This window comes from Mesorhizobium sp. B2-5-13, assembly GCF_006440535.1.
GTDB classification, from domain to species: Bacteria; Pseudomonadota; Alphaproteobacteria; order Rhizobiales; family Rhizobiaceae; genus Mesorhizobium; species Mesorhizobium salmacidum.
Genome location: NZ_VFUI01000008.1, coordinates 191,721 through 216,080 on the forward strand (window position 1 = coordinate 191,721; position 24,360 = coordinate 216,080).

Consider the following 24,360-nt stretch of genomic DNA (forward strand, 5'->3'; position numbering starts at 1 on the left):
TGCAGGTTCGTGGTTTTGGCGATAGAATTATTCGATCCGGGAGCGTTACTGTCAGACGAGCTTTGGTATCAGATTTACGAAGAGGCTACTGCCTAAATGCATCGAGGGGGCGATTCAGTTGCTCGTCTAGCTCAGCTCTGCGAACTCGAGGAGTTGCCCCACCGTGTTGCTGCCGCATCAAAGCACTTGCTGACCATTGGATCGAAAACGCGACAAAGCAGCGTTCCAGAAAAATGCTTCCAACTGAGGGAGCATTCGATATGGCTTCAGGCGCGCAGCCTACATAGTCCAATCAGTATCATCGCCAGCGCATGCTGAGGTCTTCAGCACACATCTATCCAATAGTTGCGTAGACGCCTCTGCGGCAAGTCTTTTGGGGTTCAAGGACGTAGCTAGTTAGTCCTTCGCCCGCTCCACATAGGACCCATCGGCCGTCATCACCACCACGCGGGTGCCGGGCGCGATGTGGGGCGGCACGGTGGTGCGCACGCCGTTGGAGAGCACGGCCGGCTTGTAGGAGGACGATGCCGTCTGGCCCTTGGTCGTCGGCTCGGTCTCGACCACTTCGAAGGTGGCGCGCTGCGGTAGCACCAGGGAGATCGCGATGCCGTTGAACTGTGACACCTGCACCGGCATGCCTTCCTTCAGATAGGGCGCCGCGTCACCGACCACGGCTTCCGACACCGCCACCTGGTCGTAGGTTTCCGGGTTCATGAAGTGATAGCCTTCGCCGTCGGCGTAGAGGAAGGTGTGCTCACGCTCCTCGACATAGGCGCGCTCCACCTGTTCGGTGGTGCGGTAGCGCTCCGAAACCTTCACCCCGTCGCCGATGCGGCGCATGTCGAGCTGCGTCACCGGCGTCCCCTTGCCTGGGTGGATGTTTTCGGCAAAGAGGATCACATAAAGCTTGCCGTCCTTGTCGACGACATTGCCTTTGCGGAGCGAACTGGCGATGACTTTCACCACGGTTTTAAATCCTGCGAGGTTTGACTGGCGTTTGCCGGCTTGTGCGGCGCTGGATGGGGGCCTAGCGCATCTTGGCGCGAACCGCCAGCCCCCCAATGCGAACTGGCCCGGGCGAACTGGCCTGGGGCGATCTGAGATGGGGCGAACTGACATGGGGCGAACTGACATGGGGGACACCTGCATGCCTTCAATCCGCTCATGACCGCAGCGTCGCCCTGGTGGACGCCGCATGTCCATGCCGACCGCCGTCCGCGCCTGATGCTGCGCAACGGGCTGACGGCTGCCTTGCGCGACTGGTTCGCCCGCAACGACTTCATCGAGGTGGAGACGGCCGCGCTGCAGGTCTCGCCCGGCAACGAGGCGCATCTGGCGGCTTTCGCGACGGAGGCGGTCGGGCCGGATGGCGCCCGATCGCCGCTTTATCTCCACACCTCGCCGGAATTCGCCTGCAAGAAGCTGCTCGCCGCAGGCGAACAGCGCATTTTCAGCCTGGGTCCGGTCTATCGCAACCGTGAGCGCGGCCCCTTGCATCATCCCGAATTCACCATGCTCGAATGGTACCGGGTGGGCGAGACCTATGAGAGGCTGATGCGCGATTGCGCCGCGCTGCTGGCGTTGGCCGCGACGAGGGCAGGAGCCGCGCGCTTTTCTTTTCGGGGCCGCGACTGCGATCCGTTTGCCGAACCGGAGCGGTTGACCGTGGCGGATGCCTTCAGCCGCCATGCCGGCATCGATCTGCTGGCCACGGTCGCCGTCGATGGCGGCACGGACCGGGACGCGCTTCATGCCGCACTGATCCAGGCCGGCTTGCGCACCGCGCCCGACGACAGTTGGGCGGATTTGTTCAGCCGCGTGATGGTGGAAAAGATCGAGCCGCTTCTCGGGCAGGGGCGGGCGACCATCCTGTGCGAATATCCGGTCGCCGAGGCGGCACTCGCCCGGCCGGGCCCCGGAGATCCACGCGTCGCCGAACGTTTCGAGCTCTATTGCTGCGGCGTCGAGCTCGCCAACGGCTTTGGCGAGTTGACCGACGCGGCCGAGCAGCGCCGGCGCTTCATCATCGAGATGGACGAGAAAGAGCGCGTCTATGGTGAGCGCTACCCGCTGGACGAGGATTTTCTCGCCGCCCTTGCCATCATGCCGCAGGCCAGCGGCATTGCGCTCGGCTTCGACCGGCTGGTGATGCTGGCGACCGGCGCTCGCAAGATCGAGGACGTGATCTGGACGCCGGTCGCGGCATCTTGAGCGACAGGCTGCTGCCCCTCTGACTTCAATGCGCGAAAACCTGCTCGAGCGAGCGAAAGCCCTTGAATTCCAAGGCGTTACCAGAGGGGTCGCGGATAAACAATGTCGCCTGTTCGCCGGGCTCCCCCTTGAAACGCACCATTGGCCGCTCCAGCCAGTCTATGTCGTCGCGCGCTTCCAGCCGAGTGGCAAGGCGCTGCCAGTCGTCCATCAAGAGCACAGCGCCAAAATGCGGGATCGGCACGGTGATACCGTCGACCTTGCCGTCACTGGCGGCTTGCGCGGGGCGCAAATGCGCTGACATCTGGTGACCGTAAAGGTCGAAATCGACCCAGGTCGCTGACGAGCGGCCGATCGCGCACCCCAGCACCTCGCCATAGAAAGTTCGGGTTTCATCGAGATCACGAACCGGAAAGGCAAGATGGAAAGGCGTCATGGCGAAGGCTCCAGATAGGCAAAAACCGCGCCGTCCGCTCTTTGCGGGCGCTTCGATGGCGGTTGGTCGCGACATCCTGATTGCCCTTCTGCCATTGCACAAGCGGCATTGGAACAATAGATGGTGCGGCAGCACCTACCTTCCGGACAGGCTGAAGAAACAGGATCAAGTGTATGACCGACAAGCTGGATGCTGCGAAATTGACGGACCGCGTCGCAGCCCTGGTCGAGGCCGCCAAACGCGCCGGCGCCGATGCCGCGGACGCCGTCGCGGTGCGTGGCCGCTCGACCGGCGTCTCGGTGCGGCTTGGCAAGGTCGAAAACACCGAGGCTTCCGAGGGCGACGATGTTTCGCTACGGGTCTTCGTCGGCCAGCGTGTGGCCAGCGTATCGGCGACCGCCGCGTCCGATCCGAAGGCGCTTGCCGAGCGTGCCGTCGCCATGGCCAAGGTGTCTCCCGAGGATCCCTATCAGGGTCTTGCCGACCCTGCGCTGCTCGCCAGGCAGACGCGCGATCTGGACCTGTTCGACGCGACCGAAGTGTCGGCCGACCAGTTGAAAGAAGCCGCGCTTGCGGCCGAAGCGGCGGCTCTCGCCGTCAAGGGCGTGACCAATTCGTCCGGCAGCAATGCCAGCGCCGGGCTTGGCGGGCTGGTTCTGGCCACCTCGCACGGTTTTCTCGGCCACTATGTCGGCTCGCGCTTTGCGCGCTCGGCCAGCGTGATCGCCGGCGAGGGCACCGGCATGGAGCGCGACTATGAATTCTCCTCGCGCCAGCATTTTGCCGATCTCGACTCACCCGAGGACATCGGCCGCAAGGCCGGTGAACGGGCGGTGCGCCGCCTTGGCGCGCGCAAGGCGGCGACCGGACCGGTCGACGTCGTGTTCGACCCGCGCGTCGCGCGCGGCATTGCCGGCCATATCGCCGGCGCCATCAACGGCGCTTCCGTCGCCCGCAAGACCTCGTTCCTGCGCGACATGATGGGCAAGCAGGTGGCCGCTGCCGCCATCACCGTCACCGACGACCCGTTGCGGCGCCGTGGCCAGGCCTCGCGCCCATTCGATGGCGAAGGCATTGAGGGCGAGAAGCTCCTGATGATAGAAAAGGGTGTCCTCAACCACTGGTTCCTGTCGACATCGGTGGCCCGGGAACTCGGCCTCGTCACCAACGGTCGTGGCGCACGCGGCGGCTCCTCCGTCTCGCCGTCGTCGACGAACCTTGCCATCGAGGCGGGCGAGCGCTCGCCGGAAGACCTGATCGGCTCGCTCAAGACCGGCTTCTACGTCACCGAAGTGTTTGGCCAGGGCGTCGACATGCTCACCGGCGAATACAGCCGCGGCGCCTCCGGCTTCTGGATCGAAAATGGCGCTCTTGCCTATCCGGTCGCCGAAGTCACCATCGCCTCGAACCTGAAGACGATGTTCCTCAACATGGTGCCGGCGAATGACCTCGACCGCAATTTCGGTACTGCCGCCCCGACACTCCTGATCGAAGGCATGACCCTTGCCGGAGCATGACCTGACCACTGCCGGTGCCGATCAGGACCTGCCGCTGCTGCGCGACGCCGCCCGCGAGGCCGGTCTTATCGCCATGCGCTACTTCGGCAACAATCCGCAGGTCTGGATGAAGGGCGGTACCTCGCCGGTCAGTGAAGCCGATCATGCCGCCGATGCGTATCTGCGCCAGACGCTGCTTGCGGCACGGCCGGATTATGGCTGGCTGTCGGAAGAGACGACCGACGATCCGGCACGGCTTTCGGCGCGCCGCACCTTCGTTGTCGACCCGATCGACGGGACACGCGGCTTCCTCGAAGGCCAGCCCACTTGGTGCGTCAGCGTTGCCGTCGTTGAGCTTGGCCGCACGCTCGCCGGCGTGCTCGAATGTCCGGCGATGGATGAGACTTACTGGGCGCTACCCGGCCAGGGCGCCTTCCGCAACGACAAGCGCATCGCGGTACGCAAGCCTGACGACAAGGCTGAAATTTCAGGGTTGAAGCAGTTGATCGACATGGTGCCTGCCGGCTGGCAGAAGCGGCTGCAGCGGGCACCCTACATCCCCTCGCTCGCCTACCGCCTGGCGATGATCGCCAACGGGACGCTCGACGCAACGTTCGTCAAGCCGAACGCGCATGACTGGGACATTGCCGCCGCCGATCTCATCCTGCGCGAAGCGGGCGGCCAGCTGCTCGACCCGAATGGCCGGGCGCCGCTCTATGCCGGCGAGGTGATCCGTCACGGCGCGCTCGCCGCCGGCAGCGGGGACCTGCTGGCGGTGCTTGTCGATGTCATCGCCGGGCTGGATGGCTGAAAGCATTTTCGAAGGTTCCAAAGTCGGCGGCTTTGGTCTAGACCTGTGACAAACTCACGATATGTGAAGGACCGACATGGCCGCGGAAGACGGAAAGAAACAGCTTTTGCATCTGGTGTTCGGCGGCGAACTCAAGAAGCTTGGCGGCACCGAGTTCCGCGATCTCGACGCGCTGGACATCGTTGGTGTCTATCCCGACTATCAATCCGCGCACACCGCGTGGAAAGCCAAGGCACAAGCCAGCGTGGACAATGCCCATATGCGTTATTTCGTCGTTCATCTGCACCGTCTGCTGGATCCCGATAGCAAGGCCGCCGGTTGACTTCGATGGAGCGTGATCTGGCGAAAGAGCCAGCCAGCGAGGCCGCGCCCACGGGCAGGGGCGGCAGCCGCACGACCAAGGCCTTCTGGCGCAGGATTCGCGAGCCGCTCGCGCAATCCCGATTCGTCAAGAACGCCATTGCCAGCCTGCTCGCGCAGTTCGTGCGGCTGGTTCGCCTGACCAGCCCCCTGGTCGCCGGATCGGCCCGCTTTGCGGGCGGCGCCTATGCCGAGTTCGAGCCGGGGATCATTGCTCTGTGGCATGGCCAGCATCTTTTGACGCCGGCCTATTACCCCAAGCGCAAGCCGCTGGTCGCCATGGTGTCGCGCAGCGCCGATGCCGAACTCAACGCCCTGATGCTGGAGAAATTCGGCATCGAGGCAGTGCGCGGTTCGGGCGGGCGCGAGAATGCCAGGCATCTCGACAAGGGCGGGGCCAAGGCCCTCATCGCCCTCAAAAAGTCGCTCACCGCAGGCAAGAACGTCGCCATGATCGCAGACATTCCCCACGGTACCCCTCGCGATGCAGGGCTCGGTATCGTTCTTTTGGCTCGCCTCTCCGGCCGGCCGCTGCTGCCCGTCGCCATCGCCACCAGCCGCCGCAAGGTGCTGGAAAAGAGCTGGGACAAAACCACCATCAACCTGCCCTTCGGCCGCTCCGCCGTGACCATCGGCACGCCGATCTTTGTGGCGGCGGATGCCGATGATGCCGAAATGGAGCGCAAGCGCCAGGAAGTGACGGCCGCCCTCAACGCCGCGACCGCCGAGGCCTACCGTCTCGTGGATGGTCCGCGGTGAGCGGCCGCTGGGCACGTACCATGCTGTCGGCATACCGTTTTGCCGGCGCAGCCGCCTATCCTCTGGTCGGGCCTTACGTCGCCTGGCGCACCTCGCGCGGCAAGGAAGACCGCAACCGAAGGCGCGAGCGCTATGGCGTCGCCGGCCGCCCGCGTCCCGAGGGGCCGGTGATCTGGATCCATGCCGCGAGCGTCGGCGAGACCTTGGCCGTCGTGCCGCTGGTCGAAAGCATCCTCGACTATGGCGTCAACATCGTGCTGACGACCGGCACGGTGACCTCCGCCCAGGTCGTGGACGAGCGGCTCGGCGACCGCATCATCCACCAATATGTGCCGCTCGATCTGAAGCCGGCGGTCAGCCGCTTTCTCGATCACTGGAAACCTGATCTGGCGATCATCGCCGAATCCGAGATCTGGCCGATGACCATCCTCGAACTCGGTGCGCGCCACGTGCCGCAGGTGCTGGTCAATGGCCGGCTTTCCGATCGCTCGTTCACCTCGTGGAAGAAGCGGGCCAACATCGCCGAGGCGTTGTTCGAGAATTTGGCCCATGTCGTTGCCCAGTCCGACGTCGACGGCGAGCGTTTTCGAGCGCTCGGCGCCCGGCCGGTCACGGTGTCGGGCAATCTCAAGGTCGACACCAACCCGCCGCCGGTCGACCAACGGGCGCTTGCCACTTTGCAGCGGCAGATCGGCGGTCGCCCGACCTGGGCGGCGATCTCGACCCATGATGGCGAGGAAGTGGTCGCCGCGGAAGTCCACGCGACGCTGCACAAGCGTCACCACGGCCTTTTGACAATCGTCGTCCCGCGCCATCCCGATCGGGCCGAAGCCCTTGCCGCGCAGATTTCCGGCATGGGACTGAAGGTCGCGCGGCGCAGCAAGGGTGACCGTATCGGTCCCGACACCGATATCCTGCTTGGCGATACGATCGGCGAAATGGGGCTTTATCTCCGCCTGACCGAAATCGCTTTCGTCGGCCGTTCGCTGACCTCCGAAGGCGGCCAGAACCCGCTCGAGCCGGCCATGCTCGACACGGCGGTTCTCGCCGGTCGCAACGTGCAGAATTTTCGCGAGGCCTATCAACGCCTGCTCGACAGCGGCGGCGCCAAGCTGGTGCGCGACCGCGACATGCTGGCTGGCGCCGTCAATTTCCTCCTGACTAACGAAGTGGCTCGCCACGAGATGATGGCGGCGGGAATCGCGACTGTCGATGAGATGCGCGGCGCACTGGCACGCACACTCAAATCGCTCGAACCCTATATCCAGCCGCTGGTGGTCAAGGCGCGCCTGAAGGGCGCGAACGGGCGTTAGCGTGGCCTCGGAAGCACCACCATTCTGGTGGGAAGAGCCGGACTGGAAAGTCTTGGCGCTATCGCCGCTGTCGGCTGTCTATGCGCTGGTCGCCGGTCGCGGCATGCGGCGGGCCCGACGCGAGAAGATCCAGGCGCCGGTTCTGTGCGTCGGCAATTTCACCGTTGGCGGCACCGGCAAGACGCCGGTGGCGATCGCGCTCGCCCAACAGGCCAAGCGCATGCGGCTGAAGCCCGGTTTCCTGTCGCGCGGCCATGGCGGTTCCTTCGCCGAACCGCATGTCGTCGATATCAGTCGTGACAGCGCCAAGCACGTCGGCGACGAGCCGCTTCTGTTGGCTGAACATGCCCCGGTTGCAGTGACGCCGAACCGTGCCGCCGGCGCCCGGCTGCTGCTGGAAAAGCACAGCTGTGATTTCCTGATCATGGACGACGGCTTCCAGAGCGCGCGCATTCACATCGATTATGCGCTGGTCGTGGTCGATGCCCGTTATGGGATCGGCAATGGCCGCGTCATCCCGGGCGGTCCGCTCAGGGCCAAAATCGTCGACCAGCTGGTCTTCACCAGCGGGCTGCTGAAGATGGGCGAGGGCACCGCCGCCGATGCCGTGGTCCGCCGGGCAGCGCGTGCCGGCCGGCCGATCTTCGAGGCCCACACGGAGCCGAGCAGCGAGGCGGGGCTTGCCGGAAAGCGGTTTCTGGCCTTTGCCGGCATCGGTCATCCCGAAAAGTTCTTCGACACGGTGGGCGAGGCCGGCGGCGAAGTGATCCTGTCCAGGCCCTTTCCGGACCATCACTTCTACGCCGAGGACGAGCTCGCCGAACTGGCCGCGACGGCGCGGGCCGAAGGCCTTGGCCTGATCACCACCGCCAAGGACGCCGCCCGGTTGCGCCATGGCGCCCCGCAGGATTTTCTCGACCGTCTCGACGTGCTGGAAATCGACACGATTTTCGAGCTTGATCACGTTCCCGAGCGCATCATCGAGGAAACGCTCGATGCCTGGCGCCAGCGTAAGCTGAGAGGCTAGCCCCGCTTGCGCAGTTCCGGATGCACCTCGATTTCGCGGCGCAGCGATGCGCTCGCGTTCACGTAGGGCTCCTGCCTGGCAACGCTCCAGTATTTCAGCTCGTCCAGTGGGATGTTTTCGCCCGTCACGGCGCAGCGCACGAACGAGCCGGGGCTGGTGACCTGGAAATCGCCATCGAGATAGCGGATGCGGGCTTCCTTGCCGCCCGGGCCTTCGAAACGGTTCATCATGCGGTGGTACTTGAGTTCATTGGGATTCAATCGCCATAAATCGTGGGCAAGGTCAAGCTTGGCGCAATGCTCATATAATATTGCCCTTCGGCACAATGGTTGTCAGGAAGCGCCATGGACATCGCCAATGCAAGCATGCCGTCTTTGCTGAAAGAAGCACTCACGCCCCAGCCGGTGCCTCCCCTCAAGGCCGACCCGGCGACCGCGGCGCTGGTCAAGGCGCTCGTCCAGCCGCCGGCGCCCGCGATGGTGCAATCGGCGCAGTTCGCCGCCCAGGCGCTGCAAGGCTCGCTGCCGCGACCGGCCGCTCAGACGTCGCAACGCCTGTCATCCTCCGAGATCGAGGATGCTTACCGGGCCGTCATGGAACTTGACGCCGCCACCCACCATGCACCGCCACGAGCCTCGACGGGTGGGACAGGGACGGACACCGATCAGGCTTCGCGCGGCTTCGCCCCGCCGCAGATAACGGTCACCGACCGCACACCCAAACTGGCGCCGGCCTCGGCCTCGTCCACATTTTCGCCCGCGGTCGTTTCCGCCGCGGTGCTGGTCGCGGCCAACGCCAACGCGCCGCAACCGCGCGGCGCCTCCATCCGACCGGCGGGCCATGCTCCACGATCCGAGCCAGCTCCGTCGTCGCTGTGGACGATATCGATCGTGACGGCCATCGTCTCGGCCGCGACTACCATGATTGTGCTTTTTCTGTTCCGTTAAAGCAGGTATCACGCGATTTCCGACAGGGGACCGCCACGCATTGTCTCCGAGACGTGTCGCAGCCTAATCGTCATCCTGCAGGAAAGCTTCCAGCCTTGCCGAAGCAAGCCCGGCCTGTTCGGCAATGCGCCTGGCGAGATCGGCGGCGGCCGCGCGCGGTCGGCCGACCGGACGATCCAGCCAGTAGGAAACGGGATTGAGCGCGGTGCGATCGTCGACGGCGACGAGGCGCCCCGATTCTATCTGGTGCTCGGTGAGCGGCGGCCGCGCCAGCGCGATGCCGAGGCCATGGGCTGCGGCATCGAGCACCAGATTGTAGTCTTCGAAGCGGCGGTCTTGCGGGCGCGGCCGGTAATCCATGTCCTGCGCGGCGAACCAGGCGCGCCAGCCCGAAGCGTCGGAATCGTTGATCAGCGGGAATTTGAGCAACCGGGCCGGGTCGCCAGCGCCGATCTCTCTTGCAAGGCCCGGCGAGGCGATCGGGAAGAGATGTTCTTCGAACAGTTGCACCGAGACGCGGCCCGGAATGCGGCCGCGACCGCAGCGGACCGACAGATCGATGCCTTCGTCGGCGAGATCGGCCTGGCGGTTGTCGACGTCGAGCACGATGCGCAGGCGGGTAGGGTCGTTTTCCAGCGTTGCCATGCGCTGCATCAGCCACAAGCCGCTCACCGATGGAATGGAGGCCAGGCGCACCACGGCGGTGCCGCGCGGCTCCACCCACCGATCCGAATTGACCGATATCAGCGCGAAGGCTTCGGTGGTCCTGAGATGCAGGCGATTGCCTTCGTTGGTCAGCGACACGCCGCGCGCGCCGCGTTCGAAAACCTTCAGGCCAAGCCAGTCCTCGAGCTTGGCGATCTGCCGGCTGACGGCGCCATGGGTGAGGTTGAGTTTTTCAGCGGCGGCCGAAAAGCTTCCCGTCCGGGCCGCCGCGTCGAAGGCGCGCAATGTCTCCAGCGGCAGCATACTGTTCGAGCTGTGATCCATGCTCACAGGTGACCCTTGATTTGGTCGTTTGTCAATTGACCTGAAAGGGCGTTTTCTGCTGCCGAGACCGAAGAATCCGAGGGCAATGAGATGAGCGCAACCACAGGCACGTTGAATTCGACACAGCGGATGGACACCACGGCCGCCATCGCCGTGGCGCTGACGGTGATCGGCTGGGCCTCTGCCTTCCCGGCGATCCGGGCCGGGCTCGCCGCTTTCCAGCCGTTGGAGCTTGGCGCCCTGCGCTTTGCCATAGCCGCCGTGCCGGCTGCCATCTTCCTTGCCGTCAAGCGTCCGGCGCTGCCCAGGATCGGCGATTTCTGGCGCTTCGCCTTCGGCGGCGCCATTTTCGTCGCGCTCTACACGGCGATGCTCAATTTTGGCGAGCAGACCGTCTCGGCCGGAGCAGCCGGCTTCATCATCAATGTCAGTCCCATCTTCACCGCCATCATGGCGATGGCCCTGCTTGGTGAGCGCTTCTCAGGCCTGGCCTGGGTCGGTACCGTCATTTCCTTCGCCGGCATCGGTATCATCGCCATCGCCGACGGGCATGGCCTTCATTTCAATGCCGGCGCGCTGCTGGTGCTTGGCTCGGCACTCTGCTCGGCCGTCAACACCATCGTCCAGAAGCCGCTGTTTGCCCGCCACAATCCGCTGACCATCGCGGCGTCCAACATGGTGCTCGGCGCGCTCTGCCTGGCGCCCTTCCTGCCCGCTGCTCTGCAGCAGGCCGCGGTCGCGAACACCGCCGGCCTCGGCGCCGTCATCTATCTCGGCATCGTGCCGAGCCTGATCGCTTATGCGGCCTGGGCGACTGCGCTGTCGCGTCTGCCGGCGGCGCGTGCCTCGAACTTCTTGTACCTGGTCTCGCCGATGTCGGCACTGATCGGCTTCTTCTGGCTGGGCGAGGTGCCGACGCTGCTCGGCATTCTCGGCGGCGCGCTGGCGCTCGGCGGCGTTATCGTGGTAAATTTGAAACGCTAATTCAAAAGGTTGCGATCTTTCCCTGACTTATCAGGAACCACGGATTTCAGTTGACGGCTGCCGCGACGCAAGGCAACTGTCACGCAGTCTTGGCGGATTGCCGTCGCGGAGCGCAGCGGGGTTGGGATGGGAAGACGTTTTATCTCAACGGTCGTTTGCTTGTTGCTGCTCAACGCAAAAGCCGTTGCGGGTTGGTACCACGTGGAAAACTACGAGGGTTTCCTCGGGGCATCTCCTATCCATTTCTCCATCCAGACATATGACAGCTTAGGCAGCGCGCCGAAGGTCGATGGAAGCTACTTCTACGACGCGAAGCAAATCCCGATTGCGCTGTATGGCACGGTCAGCGGCACCAGGTTCGTGCTTTGCGAGTTTTCAAACGACGAGGAATTTTATCAGAGTCCCCCCATCAACGCTGCAAGGTGCCCATTCTCCCTCGATCTCAAGGGAAATGCTGTGACAGGAAGCTGGAGCAAAGGCACGGACAGATATCCCGTCACCCTCAAGAAAATAGCGAGCCTGGATGACACCGGCGAGGCAAAGATCGACGGCACTGTCGAGATTCCCTTTTGGGCGCAGACAGCCACCGACAGGTTTTCGGGAATCTACACGAATACCAGCGCCGGTCTTTGCATGGAAAAAGTGCAGGTCATCAAAAAGAGCAGCCGCAAGGTTGTCCAGGAAATTACCTTCGCCGATGACGACGTTTGCAGTGCCGGTATGCTGATGACGACCATCTACATGAACGTCCAGAAATGGGTGGAACAAGGCAAGGACATCATTTCCGTGAATTTTCAAGGCGGCGGCGCCGGAACCGCGGTCGATTACGTCTTCAATTCACGGACAAGGAAATATCAGCAGAGGAAATGAGAGCTGGCCCGTTGGGGCCGGTTCACCGCCGCCCGAACAGCCTTTCGATATCCGCCAGCTTCAGCTCGATATAGGTGGGGCGGCCATGATTGCAGGTGCCTGAGCCCGGCGTCGCCTCCATCTGGCGCAGCAGCGCGTTCATCTCCTCGGCCTTGAGCAGCCGGCCGGAGCGCACGGAGCCGTGGCAGGCCATGGTCGCCGCGATCTTGTCCAGCCGACCTTTGAGCGTCTCGACCGTGTCGTTGTCGGCGATCTCGTCGGCGAGGTCGCGCACCAATTGCTGGACATTGGTCTCGCCCAGCATCGACGGCGTCTCGCGCACGGCAACCGCGCCCGGGCCGAAACGCTCGATGCCGAGGCCGAAGCGGGCGAGCGTTTCGGAATGCATGGCGAGCCTCTCGGCGTCCTCTTCCGGCAAGTCGATGATCTCGGGCAGAAGCAGCATCTGCGAGGGCACTGGCCGCGAGTGCAGGGCGTTCTTCAGCGCTTCATAGACCAGCCGCTCATGCGCCGCGTGCTGGTCGACGATGACGAGCGAATCCCTGGTCTGGGCGACGATGTAGTTCTCGTGCACCTGGGCGCGCGCGGCACCCAGCACCGCGCCGAGCAGCGTCTCGGTTGCCTCATTCTGCCCGGCGCGCGCATCGGCGCTGGCGAGCGGGCCGGCATCGAATGCCCCCTGGTCGGGTTCACCGAAGCCGCCGGTTCTTGCGTTGCCGCGTTCAAAAGCTGCTCCTGCGAATTGCATGTCGAGCGGCCGCTGCGGTGAGCGCGAAGGATCGAAACCCGCGGAGCCGGACGCGCGGAAAGCTGCTTCGTAGCTGCGATGGCCATTTGTCGGGCCGCCGTGGTCATAGGGCGCGGCGCCCGGACGGAACGCAGCCATCATGCCTGCGGCACCCGTGGTGGCGGAGCGGATGCCGGCATCGGCCAACGCCTGCCGGATCGCGCCGACGATCAGGCCGCGCACGAGGCCCGGATCACGGAAGCGGACATCGGCTTTGGCCGGATGGACGTTGACGTCGACGATGGCCGGATCGAGCGAAAGGAACAGCACGGTCACGGCGTGGCGGTCGCGCGGCAGGACATCGGCGAAGGCGCCGCGAATGGCGCCGGCGATCAGCTTGTCGCGCACCGGCCTGCCATTGACATAGGCGTATTGCTGCAGCGCGTTGGCGCGGGTGAAGGACGGGATCGACACATGGCCGGTCAGATGCACGCCTTCGCGCACCGCGTCGATTGCAATGGAATTGTCGGGAAAGTCGGCGCCCATCACCTGCGCGATCCGGCGCAGGCTGCCTTCCGCGCTGTCCTCGGTCGCCGGCAGTTCCAGCGTCGTGCGGTCGGACCCGGCCAGGGTGAAACGCACTGTGGGGAAGGCGATGGCGATGCGCTTGACCACGTCGCTGATGGCCGAGCTTTCGGCGCGTTCGCCTTTCATGAATTTCAGCCGTGCCGGCGTGGCGAAGAACAGGTCGCGCACCTCGACGGTGGTGCCGCGATTGGCTGCAGCCGGCCTGATGGGCAGGACGCGGCCGCCCTCGATGCCGATCTCGGCGGCGCTGTCGCCCGAAGCCGTGCGCGAGCGGATCGACAGCCGCGACACCGAGCCGATCGACGGCAACGCCTCGCCGCGAAAACCAAGCGAGCGGATGTCGTGGATGTCCTCGGCAAGCTTGGACGTGCAGTGACGCGCGATCGCCAGCGCCAACTCCTGCTCCGGAATGCCGGAGCCGTCGTCGGTGACGCGGATAAGGTTCAGCCCGCCGCCCGATGTGACGACCTCTACCTTGCTCGCACCGGCGTCGAGCGCGTTCTCGACCAGTTCCTTGACCACGCTCGCCGGACGCTCGATGACTTCGCCGGCGGCGATCTGGTTGATCATCGTTTCGGAAAGCTGTCGGATGGGCATGATCAGATCTTACACGGATTCGGTCGGTGCGTGCGAGGCTACTTTACGCCTGCGCGACCAGCCAGTCTCTTACCTTGCGGGCATTGTCCGAGAGCTCGCGGTTCTTCGGCCACACGACATAGAAGGCCTTGCCGGTCTTGAGCACGTGGTTCGTCACCGGTACCAGCAGGCCCGTCGCCAGCAGCCGCTCAGCAAGGTGCCGCCAGCCCAGCGCAATGCCTTGCCCCTCCATGACCCCCTGGATCACCAGGCCATAATCATTGATGCGCAGGCCTCGCGCGGTATTGCTGAGGCTGCCGCCGGCCGACTGAAACCATTCGTCCCAGCTTGCCGCTTCACGATACGGCTCCTCGAGGTGAATGAGACGGTGCGTGGCCAGTTCCTCGACGGTTCCCGGCATGCCGAACTTGGCCAAGTAGCTGGTTCCGGCGACGGGGAAGATCTCCTCATCGGCGAGCGGCAGCGAGTGGTAGTCCGGCCATTCTCTGGGCTCGCCGCCGCGCACCGCCAGCGGGATACCTTCGGCGATGATGTCGAGATCACGGTCGGCGGTCTGGATGCGCAGGTCGATGCCAGGCAATTCGTCGCGGAACTGCTGCAGGCGCGGCATCATCCAGAAGGAGCCAAAAGCGGTCGAGGCGGCAAGCGTCACATGGCCACCGGTCGCCTGCAGGCGCAGATCCTCGGCGGATTTGCGGATATGCGACAAGCCCAGCGAGACGTCGGCATGGAACCGCTCGCCGGCTTCCGTCAGGCTGACTTGCCGGTGGCGGCGCTGGAACAGCTTGGCGCCGAGCTGTTCTTCCAGCCCGCGCACCGCATAGGAGACGGCCGCCTGCGTCATGCCAAGCTCCCGCCCGGCGGCGGTGAAGCTCGACAGCCGGCCCGCCGCCTCGAAGACGATCAGGCTGCCGGCGGACGGCAGGAGGTGGCGCAGGCTTCGCATAAGCACAGCTTATACAAAAGATCAGGATTTTCCAGCGTCACAGCCATGTTTCGCCTCGCTAACTTGGCTGGAACGGACGCTAGGAGGTCTCATGAACGCACCCGCCGCTGAATTGACCGAACCGACCCATCGCCGTGGCGGTGGCCGTCTCGGGCGCAAGGCGCTCCGTGGGGCACCGGTCGCCTCGTTCCCAACCCTGGTTCGTCAGATCCCGGTGTACCAGATGGTTCCGGATGAGGCGGTGGAACTGATCCACGAGGAGTCGCTTTCGATCCTGGAAGAGGTCGGCTGCGAATTCCGCGACGACGAGGCCATCGCCTTGTGGAAGGCGGCCGGTGCCGATGTCCGGGAAACGCGGGTCCGCATCGATCGCGCGCTGCTGATGGAACTCGTCTCCAAGGTTCCCTCCGAGTTCACGCTCAACGCGCGCAATCCCCAGCGCACGGTGCGCGTCGGCGGCAAGAACTCGATCTTCGTGCCGATGTATGGCGCGCCCTATGTGCGCGACCTCGACAACAACAGGCGCTACGGCACGCTTGCCGACCTGAACAATTTCCACAAGCTCGCCTACATGGCGCCGGCGCTGCACTCGTCGAGTTCGATCATCTGCGAGCCAATGGAAATTGCCGTGCCCAAGCGGCACCTGCACATCATCCATTCGGCGCTGAAATATTCCGACAAACCGTTCATGGGCATTGTGACGTCCAAGGAGCGGGCGGAAGATACGATGGCGATGGCCGGCATCGTGTTCGGCGAGGAATTCGTCCGCGACAATCCGGTGCTGGTTGCAATCACCAACTGCAATTCGCCGCTGGTCTGGGACGCCACCATGCTGGACGCCATGAGGGTGTATGCGCGCCACAATCAGCCGCTGATCCTGGCGCCCTTCGCGCTCTGCGGCGCCTCGACCTCGGCGTCGGCCGTCGGCGCGGTTGCGCAGGTCAACGCCGAGGCGCTTGCCGGGGTGGCCTTCACCCAGCTCATCCGCCCGGGTTCACCCCAGATCTACGGCCAGTTCATGGTCACGGTCGACATGAAGACCGGCGCTCCGATGGGCGGCACGCCGGAGGCCGCCCAGATGATGTATCTGATGGGTGCGCTGGCGCGGAAATATAAACTGCCCTGGCGCACGTCAGGCTTCCATGTCGGCTCGAAGCTCAACGATGCCCAGGCCGGCTACGAGGCGAACATGCTGATGCATGCCGCCATCCTTGCCGGCGCCAACTACATCTGGCATTCGGCCGGCTGGCTGGAAGCAGGTCTCACCTGCGGTTACTCGAAATTCGCCACCGACTGCGAACAGCTCGTCGGCTGGTACAAATACGCGGGCGGCCTGCCTTTCGACGATTTCAAGGAGGCGATGGCGGCGATCCGCGAGGTCGGGCCGCAAGGCCATTTCCTCGGCACTCAGCACACGCTCGAGCATTTCGAGAAGGCTTTCTTCATGCCGAGCATCATGGACTTCAACTCCTACGAACAATGGAAGGCGGAAGGGGCGAAGGACCACGATACGCGCGGCCGCGAGAAGGCGCGCAACATGCTCGCCGATTATGAGGAGCCGAAACTCGACGAAGGCATCGCCGACGGTCTCAAGGATCTGATCGCGCGGCGCGAGGAAAAATTGCCCGACAGCGTTAGTTGAAAAACAACAGACAAAGACCTGACGGGAACAACAAGGGGAGAGTGACATGACGGTTTTCAAAAGTAATGGCGATCGTGTGCCGCAGGCTATCGAAGCGATGGCAACGGAGGCGCGGGCGGGCCGCATGGACCGGCGCGAGTTCCTGGCGCTGGCCAGCGCGCTTGGTGCATCGACGGCGTTTGCCTATGGCATGATCGGCCTCGCCGCGCCGACGCAAGCTCTGGCCGAGGAGCCGAAGAAGGGCGGGACGCTGCACGTCTCGATGGCGGTGAAGGCGCAGAAGGATCCGCGCACTTACGACTGGGTGGAACTGGCCAACATCTCGCGCAGCTGGCTGGAGCCGTTGGTTCGCTACACCAGACAATTCACCTTCGAGCCGGTGCTGCTCGAAAGCTGGGACATCAACGACGACGCCACCGAATACACGCTGCATGTGCGCAAGGGCATCACCTGGAACAATGGCGATGCCTTCAACGCCGATGACGTGGTGCACAATGTGACGCGCTGGTGCGAGAAGGGGGTCGCCGGCAACTCGATGGCGGCGCGCGTCGGTGCGCTGATCGATGCCAAGACCGGCAAGGCCAGGGACGGTGCCATCACCAAGGTCGACGACAATACGGTCAAGCTGAAGCTCAGCGAGCCCGACATTTCGCTCATTCCGAACTTCACCGATTACCCCGCCCTTATCGTGCACCGGAATTTCGATGCCGATGGCGCCGATCCGATCAAGAAGCCGATCGGCACGGGAGCGTTCGAGCTGGTCTCTTACGACGTCGGCCAGAAGGCGGTGGTCAAGCGCCGCGAGAACGGCAAGTGGTGGGGTGGCGAAGCCCCGCTCGACAGCGTCGAGTTCATCGATTACGGCACCGACTTCAACGCCACGGTCAATGCATTCGATTCCGGTGAAATCGACCTCAACTTCGAGTCGCCCGCCGACTTCATCGACATACTCGACAAGATGGGGCTGCAGAAATCGGAGGTCGCGACCGCCACCACGCTGGTTGCCCGCACCAACATCACGCACAAGCCTTATGACGACCAGCGCGTTCGCAATGCCCTGCAGATGGCGGTCGACAACAACGCGGTGCTGCAACTCGGCTATAATGGCCGGGGCACGGTCGGCGAGAACCACCATGTCAGCCCGATCCATCCCGAATATTATGCCCTGCCCAAGAAGGAGCGCGATGCCGCGGGCGCCAAGAAGCTGATGGCGGACGCCGGCCAAGCCGACTTCGAGCACGAGCTGATCACCATCGAGGACGACTGGCAGAAGAACACCGGCGATGCGATCGCCGGCCAGCTGCGCGACGCCGGTATCAAGGTCAAGCGCACCGTGCTGCCTGGCTCGACCTTCTGGAATGACTGGACGAAATATCCCTATTCGATGACCATCTGGTACATGCGCCCGCTCGGCGTCCAGGTGCTGGCGCTGGGCTATCGCACCGGCGAGGCGTGGAATGAATCGGCTTATTCCAATCCCGATTTCGACGCCAAGCTCAAGCAGGCGCTCTCGCTGATCGACGTCGCCAAGCGCAAGGAGGTGATGAAGGATGTCGAGCAGATCCTGCAGGACTCCGGCGTCATCATCCAGCCGTTCTGGCAGAAGCTCTACAGCCATACGAACAAGAAGGTGAAGAACTACGGCGTCCACCAGACCTTCGAAATGGATCTCCAGAACGTCTGGCTGGACGCCTAGCTTCAAGGATCGCGGCAAAGCCGGCACCTCCAAGGTGCCGGCTTTCCGGCAAGAATCGACTTTGGTTGCGAGCGCTGGCGCCTGGGTGCCGCCGCCAAAGCTTTGAAGGAGCGGTGCATGTCTGGGCGGGTCTTCAACCGGCTGTTCACGTCGGCCACTCTGCGCGGCAAGACGTTACGCAACAGGATCGTATTCGGAGCCCATACCGCCAACATGGCGGTGGAGGGGCTGCCGACCGCGCGGCATGTCGGCTATTACGCGGAGCGCGCCATCGGCGGCGCCGGCATGATCGTGGTCGAGCCAATGCCCGTGCATCAGGCCGCCGTGCTTACCCGTGGCAACTTCAGCCCGTCCGATGACCGCGTCATCCCGCATTTTCGCAAGGTGACGGAGGCAATTCGCGGCAACGGCGCCGTCGCCATCCAGCAGCTCTACCACGTCGGCCAGCACGCGGACGCGGACAACTCGTTTCACCCCGGTTGGTCGCCTTCCGGCCTGCCGAGCTACCACGATTCCGATGGTTCGCATCGGATGTATGAAGCCGAGATTGAAGAAACGATCGACGGCTTTGTCCAGGCGGCGCGCCGTTGCCGCGAGGCCGGCTTCGACGGCGTCGAGGTCTGGGCGGCGTACCATTCGATGCTGGACCAGTTCTGGACACCCTGGTCGAACCGCCGCGACGACCGATGGGGCGGCAGCCTTGAAAACCGCACCCGGATGAGCCGTGAGGTGATGACCAGGATTCGCCGGGAATGCGGCGATGATTTCATCATCGGTCTTGCTATCAGTGATGAGCCGGAAGTCGAAGTGGCGCTGAAGCGCGAAGCGCTGGCCGAGATAATCGACCTCCACGACCGCGATACCTTGATCGACTATGTGACTTGCGGAACGGGTTCCTACTTCGACTTCTACAAGATCATGCCGACCTTTGTTTATCCCGAAAAGCTCGGTGCCGACCTGGCGTCCGTGCTCAAATCCACCGTGCGTCATGCGCTGATCACCGCCGAGAGCCATATCCGCACCGCCGAGAACGCCGAGAGCGTGTTGAGCGAAGGCCGCGCCGATCTCGTTTCCATCGTGCGCGGGCAGATCGCCGATCCGCACCTTGCGGCAAAGGCCGCCGCCGGACGGCCGCAGGACATTCGCGGCTGCCTGTCGTGCAACCAGATGTGCTGGGGCCGGCGCAGCCGTGATTACTGGATCAGCTGCGTCATCAATCCATCCGCGGGGCGGGAATGGGAGTGGAGCGGAGATCGCTTCGCTCCGGCCGCCCAGCCGAAGCGCGTGCTGGTCGTCGGCGGCGGCCCGGCCGGGCTCGAAGTGGCGCGCGCCGCGGCCGAGCGCGGACACCGGGTGACACTGGCCGAGGCATCCGACCGCCTTGGGGGGCAGTTCCGTCTTGCGGGACTGCAGCCGCGCCGTGCCCAGATTCTGGATCTGATCGACTGGTACGAGCGCCAGCTCGGCCAGCTTCAGGTCGACATCCGCTACGGGCAGTATGTCGAAGCCGACGATGTCGAGCGCGAAGGCGCGGATCACGTCATCGTCGCGACCGGCTCGATGCCGCCAGACGGCGCTTTCCAGCGGGCCTTGCCACAGTGGGACAGCATTCCAGGCGGCGGGCCGGTGCTCTCGGCCGAAGCGGTGATGGCCCGTGAGGCGAGGCCGGGAAAAAATGTTCTGTTGCTGGACGATGGCGGCAATTGGAAAGGCTGCGGCACCGCCTGGAAACTCGCCGAGGACGGTCACAATGTGACGCTTGTGACACCGGACGCCCTGGTTGGCAAAGAGCTTCAGCGAATGGCCGTCGACGCGCCGCTGCGGCGGGCGCTCGCCAAGCTGAAGGTGCGGTTTGTGACCGAGAGCGCCGTCGTTCACTGGGATGGCAGGATGGCCAGGGTCGCTTCGCTGCTCGATGAAACCGAGCAGGAGATCGAAGCCGATGCGCTGGTCTTCGCCACGACGAATATGGCCGCCAACATGCTTTCCATTGAACTCGAAAGGCGCAAGATTGCCCACACTTCGATTGGTGATTGTACCTCTTCCAGGCAGGTGGCATTCGCCATCCATGACGGACGCAAGGCAGCGCTCGGCCTCTGAGTGCAAGCTTCGCCTGCACGTCCCGTCGAGATGACCCGCTTCAGCCGTGATGCGTGCGCAGGCGGGCTTCATGAACCGCAAAAAAGCCGATATGCAGGATGCGTGGTATTGGTTGCTTCAAGCCATGAAAAGCCGGAGATTCTGCATGAGACTGACAGTGCTCCTTGCCGCCCTTTCGATAGCCTTGCCCGCCGCCGCCGTGGCCGGTCCGGCTTCCGACGCCGTGAAGTTCTTCTATGTCCCGCAGGTCAAGTTCGAGGCCGACGCACAATACCGCGATCGCTTCACCGAGCCGGTGACGAAATTGTTCGACCTCAACGACCAGGCGACCAAGAAGAATCCGGACCAGGTCGCCTGTATCGACTTCGACCCCGGCCTCGATGCGCAGGATTTCGACCAAAAGACCCTTTCCAAGACACTGAAGCTGTCTGAGACGGTGGATGGCGACACGGCGCAAGTGGTGGCGAACTTCAGTCTTTTTCCGGAAGGAGACGATGCGCAGCGCGAAATGCACTGGTCGCTGAAGAAGGTCGACGGCAAATGGAAGATATCGGACATTGCATCGAAGACCAGCGACTGGACGCTGAGCCAGCTCGAATGCATGGCGGGCCAAGATCCGGAGTGAAGCAATGGCCGGTCGCGCGCTCCTGTCATTGTCGGCCATGTGCCTGCTGGCGGCTGGCTTGAACGGCGCATCCGCTCAGGGCCTGTTGGGCGCGCCGCCGGCAAATGCGCCTGCCGGGACCGCGCCTGATGACGGCCGGATACCGCCGGCAACCGCGCCTGGCGGAGCCGCGGAGCCGGCGACGCCGCCCGTCGCATGGCCGCCGAGCGAGCCTGCCGCCCCCATCCAGCCGGGATCGCCGACAGCGGTGGTGCGGCCGTTTTACGATCAGGTCGGCCTGGAGGTCGATCCGGCCCAGCGCGGCCATTTCACCGACCCGGCTAAAACCGTGCTCGACAAGAGCGATGCCTTGCGCAAATCCGGGCAGGGCGAGTGCCTGGACCCCAACATGGCGCTCGACAATGCGGACTACGACGAGGCCGAGATCGACAAAAGCCTGAAGACGCTCGAAGCGATCAATGGCGATCAGGCCAAGGTCATCGTCGCCTTCGTCGTCGGCGGCAACCCGCACCGCCTCGAATGGAAGTTCAAGAAGGTCGGCGGCGAATGGAAGATATCGGACCTTTTGTCGGTGACCGGCGAATGGGCGTTAAGCCAGTACCAGTGCGAATGATGGCCGAACTAGCCGCGCCCGCGATAGGGGGCGACGCCGGTGTCCGGCAGCCAGGCGCCTTCCGGCGGAGAGCCGGTTTGCCAGAACACGTCGATCGGAATGCCGCCGCGTGGATACCAATAGCCGCCTATGCGCAACCAGAGCGGCTTGGTCGCGGCCACGATGCGACGTCCGATCATCACCGTACAGTCTTCATGGAAAGCGCCATGGTTGCGAAACGAGGTCATGAACAGCTTCAGCGACTTCGATTCCACCAGGGCGGCATCGGGTGCGTAGTCGATGACGATATGAGCGAAATCCGGCTGTCCGGTCACCGGGCAGAGCGAGGTGAATTCCGGGCAGGTGAAGCGCACGATCGCCGGCGGTCCGTCGCCGCGAGAAAACGGCACGGTTTCCAGGACCGCAGCTTCGGGGCTCTGTGGCGTCTCGACGTGCGTGCCGAGCTGGGTGAGGGTTTTGGTATCGATCATAAGCGGTTTCCTTGGATTTGCCGCTCATTAGCACAAATTAAAACGGCAGGAAGACGATGATCAGCAACGACCCGCTTCTCCAACCTTACCAGCTCAAGCATTTGACGCTGAAGAATCGGGTGATGTCGACCAGCCACGAGCCGGCCTACTCGGAGGACGGCATGCCGAAGCAGCGCTATCGGCTCTACCATGCCGAAAAGGCCAAGGGCGGCATGGCGCTGACCATGACCGCAGGCTCGGCCATCGTTTCGCGCGACAGCCCAGCCGCCTTCGGCAATTTGCATGTCTATGATGACCGCATCGTGCCGTGGCTGGCCGAACTCGCTGACGCCTGCCACGAGCACGATTGCAAGGTGATGATCCAGATCACCCATCTTGGCCGCCGCACCGGCTGGAACAAGGCCGACTGGCTGCCGGTGCTGTCAGCCTCGCCGGTGCGCGAGCCGGCGCATCGTGCTTTCCCCAAGAGCATCGAGGAGTGGGATATCGAGCGCATCGTCGCCGACTATGCATCGGCGGCCCAGCGCTGCCAGGCAGCCGGGCTCGACGGCATCGAGTTCGAATCTTACGGCCATCTGATGGACGGCTTCTGGTCGCCTGCCACCAATCATCGCGGTGACGAATATGGCGGTTCGCTCGACAATCGCCTGCGCTTCACCAACATGGTGCTTGATGCGGTGCGAGCGGCGGTCGGCGAGAAATTCGTCGTCGGCATCCGCATGGTCGCCGACGAGGATTTCGAGAAAGGCCTGTCGAAGGAGGAGGGCGTCGAGATCGCCAGGCGGCTGGCCGGCTCCGGCAAGGTCGATTTCCTCAACATCATCCGTGGTTCGATCGAGACCGATGCGGCGCTCACAAAGGTGATCCCGGTGACCGGCATGCGGTCTTCGCCGCATCTCGATTTCGCCGGCGAGGTGAGGGCGGCGACGAAATTCCCGACCTTCCACGCGGCGCGCATTTCCGATGTCGCCACCGCGCGCCATGCGATCGCCACCGGCAAGCTCGACATGGTCGGCATGACCCGCGCCCACATCGCCGATCCGCACATCATCAGGAAGGTGATGGAGGGCCGCGAGCACGAGATCCGTCCCTGTGTCGGCGCCACCTATTGTCTGGATCGCATCTACGAAGGCGGCGAGGCGCTGTGCGTCCACAATGCGGCGACCGGCCGCGAGGCGGATATCCCACATATCATCGCCAAGACGGAAAGGCCTAGGCGGAAAGTCGTGGTCGTCGGCGCCGGCGCCGGCGGACTGGAGGCGGCGCGCGTCGCGGCCGAGCGCGGCCATCAGGTCACGATCCTGGAAGCATCATCACAAGCGGGTGGCCAGGTCCGCCTGGCGACCCAGAACCCACGCCGCAAGGAGTTGATCGGCATCATCGACTGGCGTCTGGCCGAGCTCGAACGGCTCGGCGTCGAGATCCGCTACGACACCTGGGCCGAGCAGGACGACGTCCTGGCCCTGGGCCCTGACGTGGTGGTCGTCGCCACCGGCGGCCTGCCGCAGAACCCGCCGCTGGCCTCCGGCGACAATCTCGTCATCTCGAGCTGGGATATCATGGCCGGCAGCGTCAAGCCGGCCGAGAATGTTCTTCTCTTTGACGATAATGGCGGCCATCAGGGCATGGGCGCGGCCGAACTGATTGCCAACGGCGGCTCGAAATTGGAACTGGTTTCGCCAGAGCGGTTCTTCGCCCCCGAAATGGGCGGCATGAACCACGTGCCGTACATGCGCGCCTTCCAGGAAAGGGGCGTCACCATCACCATCAACACACGCCTGCGCTCTGTGCGGCGCGAGGGCAATCAATTGGTCGCGGAACTCGCTTCGGATTTTGCCGATGGCTGGCGCGGGGAGCGCAGGGTCGACCAGGTGGTGGTCGAGCACGGCACGGCGCCGCTTGACGACCTCTATCTGTCGCTAAAGCCGCTGTCGAGGAATGGCGGCGCGATCGATTATGAGCGGCTGGTGAGCGGCGGCGATATCTTCCCATCGCGCAATTCGGAAGGTGGTTTCGTCGTGTTCCGCATCGGGGATGCGATCGCCTCGCGCAACATCCACGCCGCCATCTATGACGGCATAAGGTTCGGGATCAGGATTTGATCACGACCAGATGGCGCGCAACGGCCTTTGCAAGGAGAGCCACCTACCGC

The 24,360-nt window shown here is 64.0% G+C and carries 23 protein-coding genes; 16 read left to right on the forward strand and 7 right to left on the reverse strand.

What is annotated here, in order from left to right:
• Window positions 1–396: 396 nt before the first annotated feature.
• A complete protein-coding gene (gene efp, locus FJ434_RS16155) occupies window positions 397–966 on the reverse strand; it encodes an elongation factor P (RefSeq protein ID WP_084636569.1) in 570 nt (189 codons plus the stop codon).
• A 198-nt stretch (window positions 967–1,164) separates the two neighbouring features.
• On the opposite strand from efp, the gene epmA reads away from it, so the two are divergent.
• Window positions 1,165–2,211, forward strand: a complete 1,047-nt coding sequence (gene epmA, locus FJ434_RS16160; protein WP_140749128.1) for an EF-P lysine aminoacylase EpmA — start codon at window positions 1,165–1,167, stop codon at window positions 2,209–2,211.
• Between the two features lie 25 nt (window positions 2,212–2,236).
• Here epmA and FJ434_RS16165 read toward each other — a convergent pair whose 3' ends face one another.
• Window positions 2,237–2,647: a VOC family protein gene (locus FJ434_RS16165; protein ID WP_140507312.1), complete on the reverse strand. Its 411-nt coding sequence runs from the start codon at window positions 2,645–2,647 to the stop codon at window positions 2,237–2,239.
• Between the two features lie 173 nt (window positions 2,648–2,820).
• On the opposite strand from FJ434_RS16165, the gene FJ434_RS16170 reads away from it, so the two are divergent.
• The 6 genes from FJ434_RS16170 (at window position 2,821) to lpxK (ending at window position 8,413) form a co-directional block, all read left to right on the forward strand.
• Window positions 2,821–4,164 (forward strand): TldD/PmbA family protein, encoded by a 1,344-nt coding sequence (locus tag FJ434_RS16170; RefSeq protein WP_140507310.1) that lies wholly within the window; start codon window positions 2,821–2,823, stop codon window positions 4,162–4,164.
• Window positions 4,151–4,954, forward strand: a complete 804-nt coding sequence (locus tag FJ434_RS16175; RefSeq protein WP_140749125.1) for a 3'(2'),5'-bisphosphate nucleotidase CysQ — start codon at window positions 4,151–4,153, stop codon at window positions 4,952–4,954. Before FJ434_RS16170 ends, FJ434_RS16175 begins: the two co-directional genes overlap by 14 nt.
• A 76-nt stretch (window positions 4,955–5,030) precedes the next feature.
• The gene (locus FJ434_RS16180) at window positions 5,031–5,276 is read left to right on the forward strand and encodes a DUF4170 domain-containing protein (protein WP_015318348.1); all 246 of its coding nucleotides are present in this window, start codon (window positions 5,031–5,033) and stop codon (window positions 5,274–5,276) included.
• Between the two features lie 5 nt (window positions 5,277–5,281).
• Complete coding sequence (locus tag FJ434_RS16185) at window positions 5,282–6,073, forward strand: lysophospholipid acyltransferase family protein (RefSeq protein ID WP_140714217.1); 792 nt, start codon at window positions 5,282–5,284, stop codon at window positions 6,071–6,073.
• Window positions 6,070–7,386, forward strand: a complete 1,317-nt coding sequence (gene waaA, locus FJ434_RS16190; protein ID WP_027143202.1) for a lipid IV(A) 3-deoxy-D-manno-octulosonic acid transferase — start codon at window positions 6,070–6,072, stop codon at window positions 7,384–7,386. The genes FJ434_RS16185 and waaA overlap by 4 nt, the downstream gene beginning before the upstream one ends.
• Before the next feature lies 1 nt (window position 7,387).
• Window positions 7,388–8,413, forward strand: coding sequence for a tetraacyldisaccharide 4'-kinase (lpxK, locus tag FJ434_RS16195; RefSeq protein ID WP_140749122.1), 1,026 nt, complete (start codon window positions 7,388–7,390; stop codon window positions 8,411–8,413).
• On the opposite strand, the gene FJ434_RS16200 is transcribed toward lpxK, so the two are convergent.
• The gene (locus FJ434_RS16200) at window positions 8,410–8,643 is read right to left on the reverse strand and encodes a DUF2093 domain-containing protein (RefSeq protein ID WP_027143200.1); all 234 of its coding nucleotides are present in this window, start codon (window positions 8,641–8,643) and stop codon (window positions 8,410–8,412) included. The two genes, lpxK and FJ434_RS16200, sit on opposite strands and share 4 nt — an antisense overlap.
• Window positions 8,644–8,757: 114 nt before the next feature.
• Here FJ434_RS16200 and FJ434_RS16205 point away from each other — a divergent pair, with 114 nt between their 5' ends.
• A complete protein-coding gene (locus FJ434_RS16205) occupies window positions 8,758–9,360 on the forward strand; it encodes a hypothetical protein (RefSeq protein WP_140749119.1) in 603 nt (200 codons plus the stop codon).
• Between the two features lie 63 nt (window positions 9,361–9,423).
• Here the strand turns inward: FJ434_RS16205 and FJ434_RS16210 are convergent, their stop codons facing one another.
• Window positions 9,424–10,350, reverse strand: a complete 927-nt coding sequence (locus FJ434_RS16210; protein ID WP_140749116.1) for a LysR substrate-binding domain-containing protein — start codon at window positions 10,348–10,350, stop codon at window positions 9,424–9,426.
• 90 nt (window positions 10,351–10,440) lie between these two features.
• On the opposite strand from FJ434_RS16210, the gene FJ434_RS16215 reads away from it, so the two are divergent.
• Together FJ434_RS16215 and FJ434_RS16220 are read left to right on the forward strand one after the other, a co-directional pair.
• On the forward strand, window positions 10,441–11,334 hold the full coding sequence (locus FJ434_RS16215; RefSeq protein WP_140749113.1) for a DMT family transporter: 894 nt from the start codon (window positions 10,441–10,443) through the stop codon (window positions 11,332–11,334).
• Window positions 11,335–11,460: 126 nt separating this feature from the next.
• Window positions 11,461–12,204, forward strand: a complete 744-nt coding sequence (locus FJ434_RS16220; RefSeq protein WP_181166193.1) for a hypothetical protein — start codon at window positions 11,461–11,463, stop codon at window positions 12,202–12,204.
• Window positions 12,205–12,226: 22 nt separating this feature from the next.
• On the opposite strand, the gene mutL is transcribed toward FJ434_RS16220, so the two are convergent.
• Both mutL and FJ434_RS16230 read right to left on the reverse strand, forming a co-directional pair.
• Window positions 12,227–14,116, reverse strand: a complete 1,890-nt coding sequence (gene mutL, locus FJ434_RS16225) for a DNA mismatch repair endonuclease MutL (protein WP_140749107.1) — start codon at window positions 14,114–14,116, stop codon at window positions 12,227–12,229.
• Window positions 14,117–14,159: 43 nt separating this feature from the next.
• Window positions 14,160–15,062: a LysR substrate-binding domain-containing protein gene (locus FJ434_RS16230; protein WP_140507295.1), complete on the reverse strand. Its 903-nt coding sequence runs from the start codon at window positions 15,060–15,062 to the stop codon at window positions 14,160–14,162.
• 91 nt (window positions 15,063–15,153) lie between these two features.
• On the opposite strand from FJ434_RS16230, the gene FJ434_RS16235 reads away from it, so the two are divergent.
• From FJ434_RS16235 to FJ434_RS16255, 5 genes are all read left to right on the forward strand, one after another.
• A complete protein-coding gene (locus FJ434_RS16235) occupies window positions 15,154–16,704 on the forward strand; it encodes a trimethylamine methyltransferase family protein (protein ID WP_140749104.1) in 1,551 nt (516 codons plus the stop codon).
• A 46-nt stretch (window positions 16,705–16,750) separates the two neighbouring features.
• Complete coding sequence (locus FJ434_RS16240; RefSeq protein ID WP_140749101.1) at window positions 16,751–18,400, forward strand: ABC transporter substrate-binding protein; 1,650 nt, start codon at window positions 16,751–16,753, stop codon at window positions 18,398–18,400.
• A 117-nt stretch (window positions 18,401–18,517) separates the two neighbouring features.
• The gene (locus tag FJ434_RS16245; RefSeq protein ID WP_140749098.1) at window positions 18,518–20,500 is read left to right on the forward strand and encodes an FAD-dependent oxidoreductase; all 1,983 of its coding nucleotides are present in this window, start codon (window positions 18,518–18,520) and stop codon (window positions 20,498–20,500) included.
• Window positions 20,501–20,645: 145 nt separating this feature from the next.
• Window positions 20,646–21,125 (forward strand): DUF3828 domain-containing protein, encoded by a 480-nt coding sequence (locus tag FJ434_RS16250; protein ID WP_140507289.1) that lies wholly within the window; start codon window positions 20,646–20,648, stop codon window positions 21,123–21,125.
• Between the two features lie 4 nt (window positions 21,126–21,129).
• The gene (locus FJ434_RS16255; protein WP_140749095.1) at window positions 21,130–21,738 is read left to right on the forward strand and encodes a hypothetical protein; all 609 of its coding nucleotides are present in this window, start codon (window positions 21,130–21,132) and stop codon (window positions 21,736–21,738) included.
• 8 nt (window positions 21,739–21,746) lie between these two features.
• Here FJ434_RS16255 and queF read toward each other — a convergent pair whose 3' ends face one another.
• Window positions 21,747–22,208, reverse strand: a complete 462-nt coding sequence (queF, locus tag FJ434_RS16260) for a preQ(1) synthase (RefSeq protein WP_140507287.1) — start codon at window positions 22,206–22,208, stop codon at window positions 21,747–21,749.
• Window positions 22,209–22,264: 56 nt separating this feature from the next.
• Here queF and FJ434_RS16265 point away from each other — a divergent pair, with 56 nt between their 5' ends.
• On the forward strand, window positions 22,265–24,310 hold the full coding sequence (locus FJ434_RS16265; RefSeq protein WP_140749092.1) for an NADH:flavin oxidoreductase: 2,046 nt from the start codon (window positions 22,265–22,267) through the stop codon (window positions 24,308–24,310).
• Window positions 24,311–24,360: the final 50 nt, after the last annotated feature.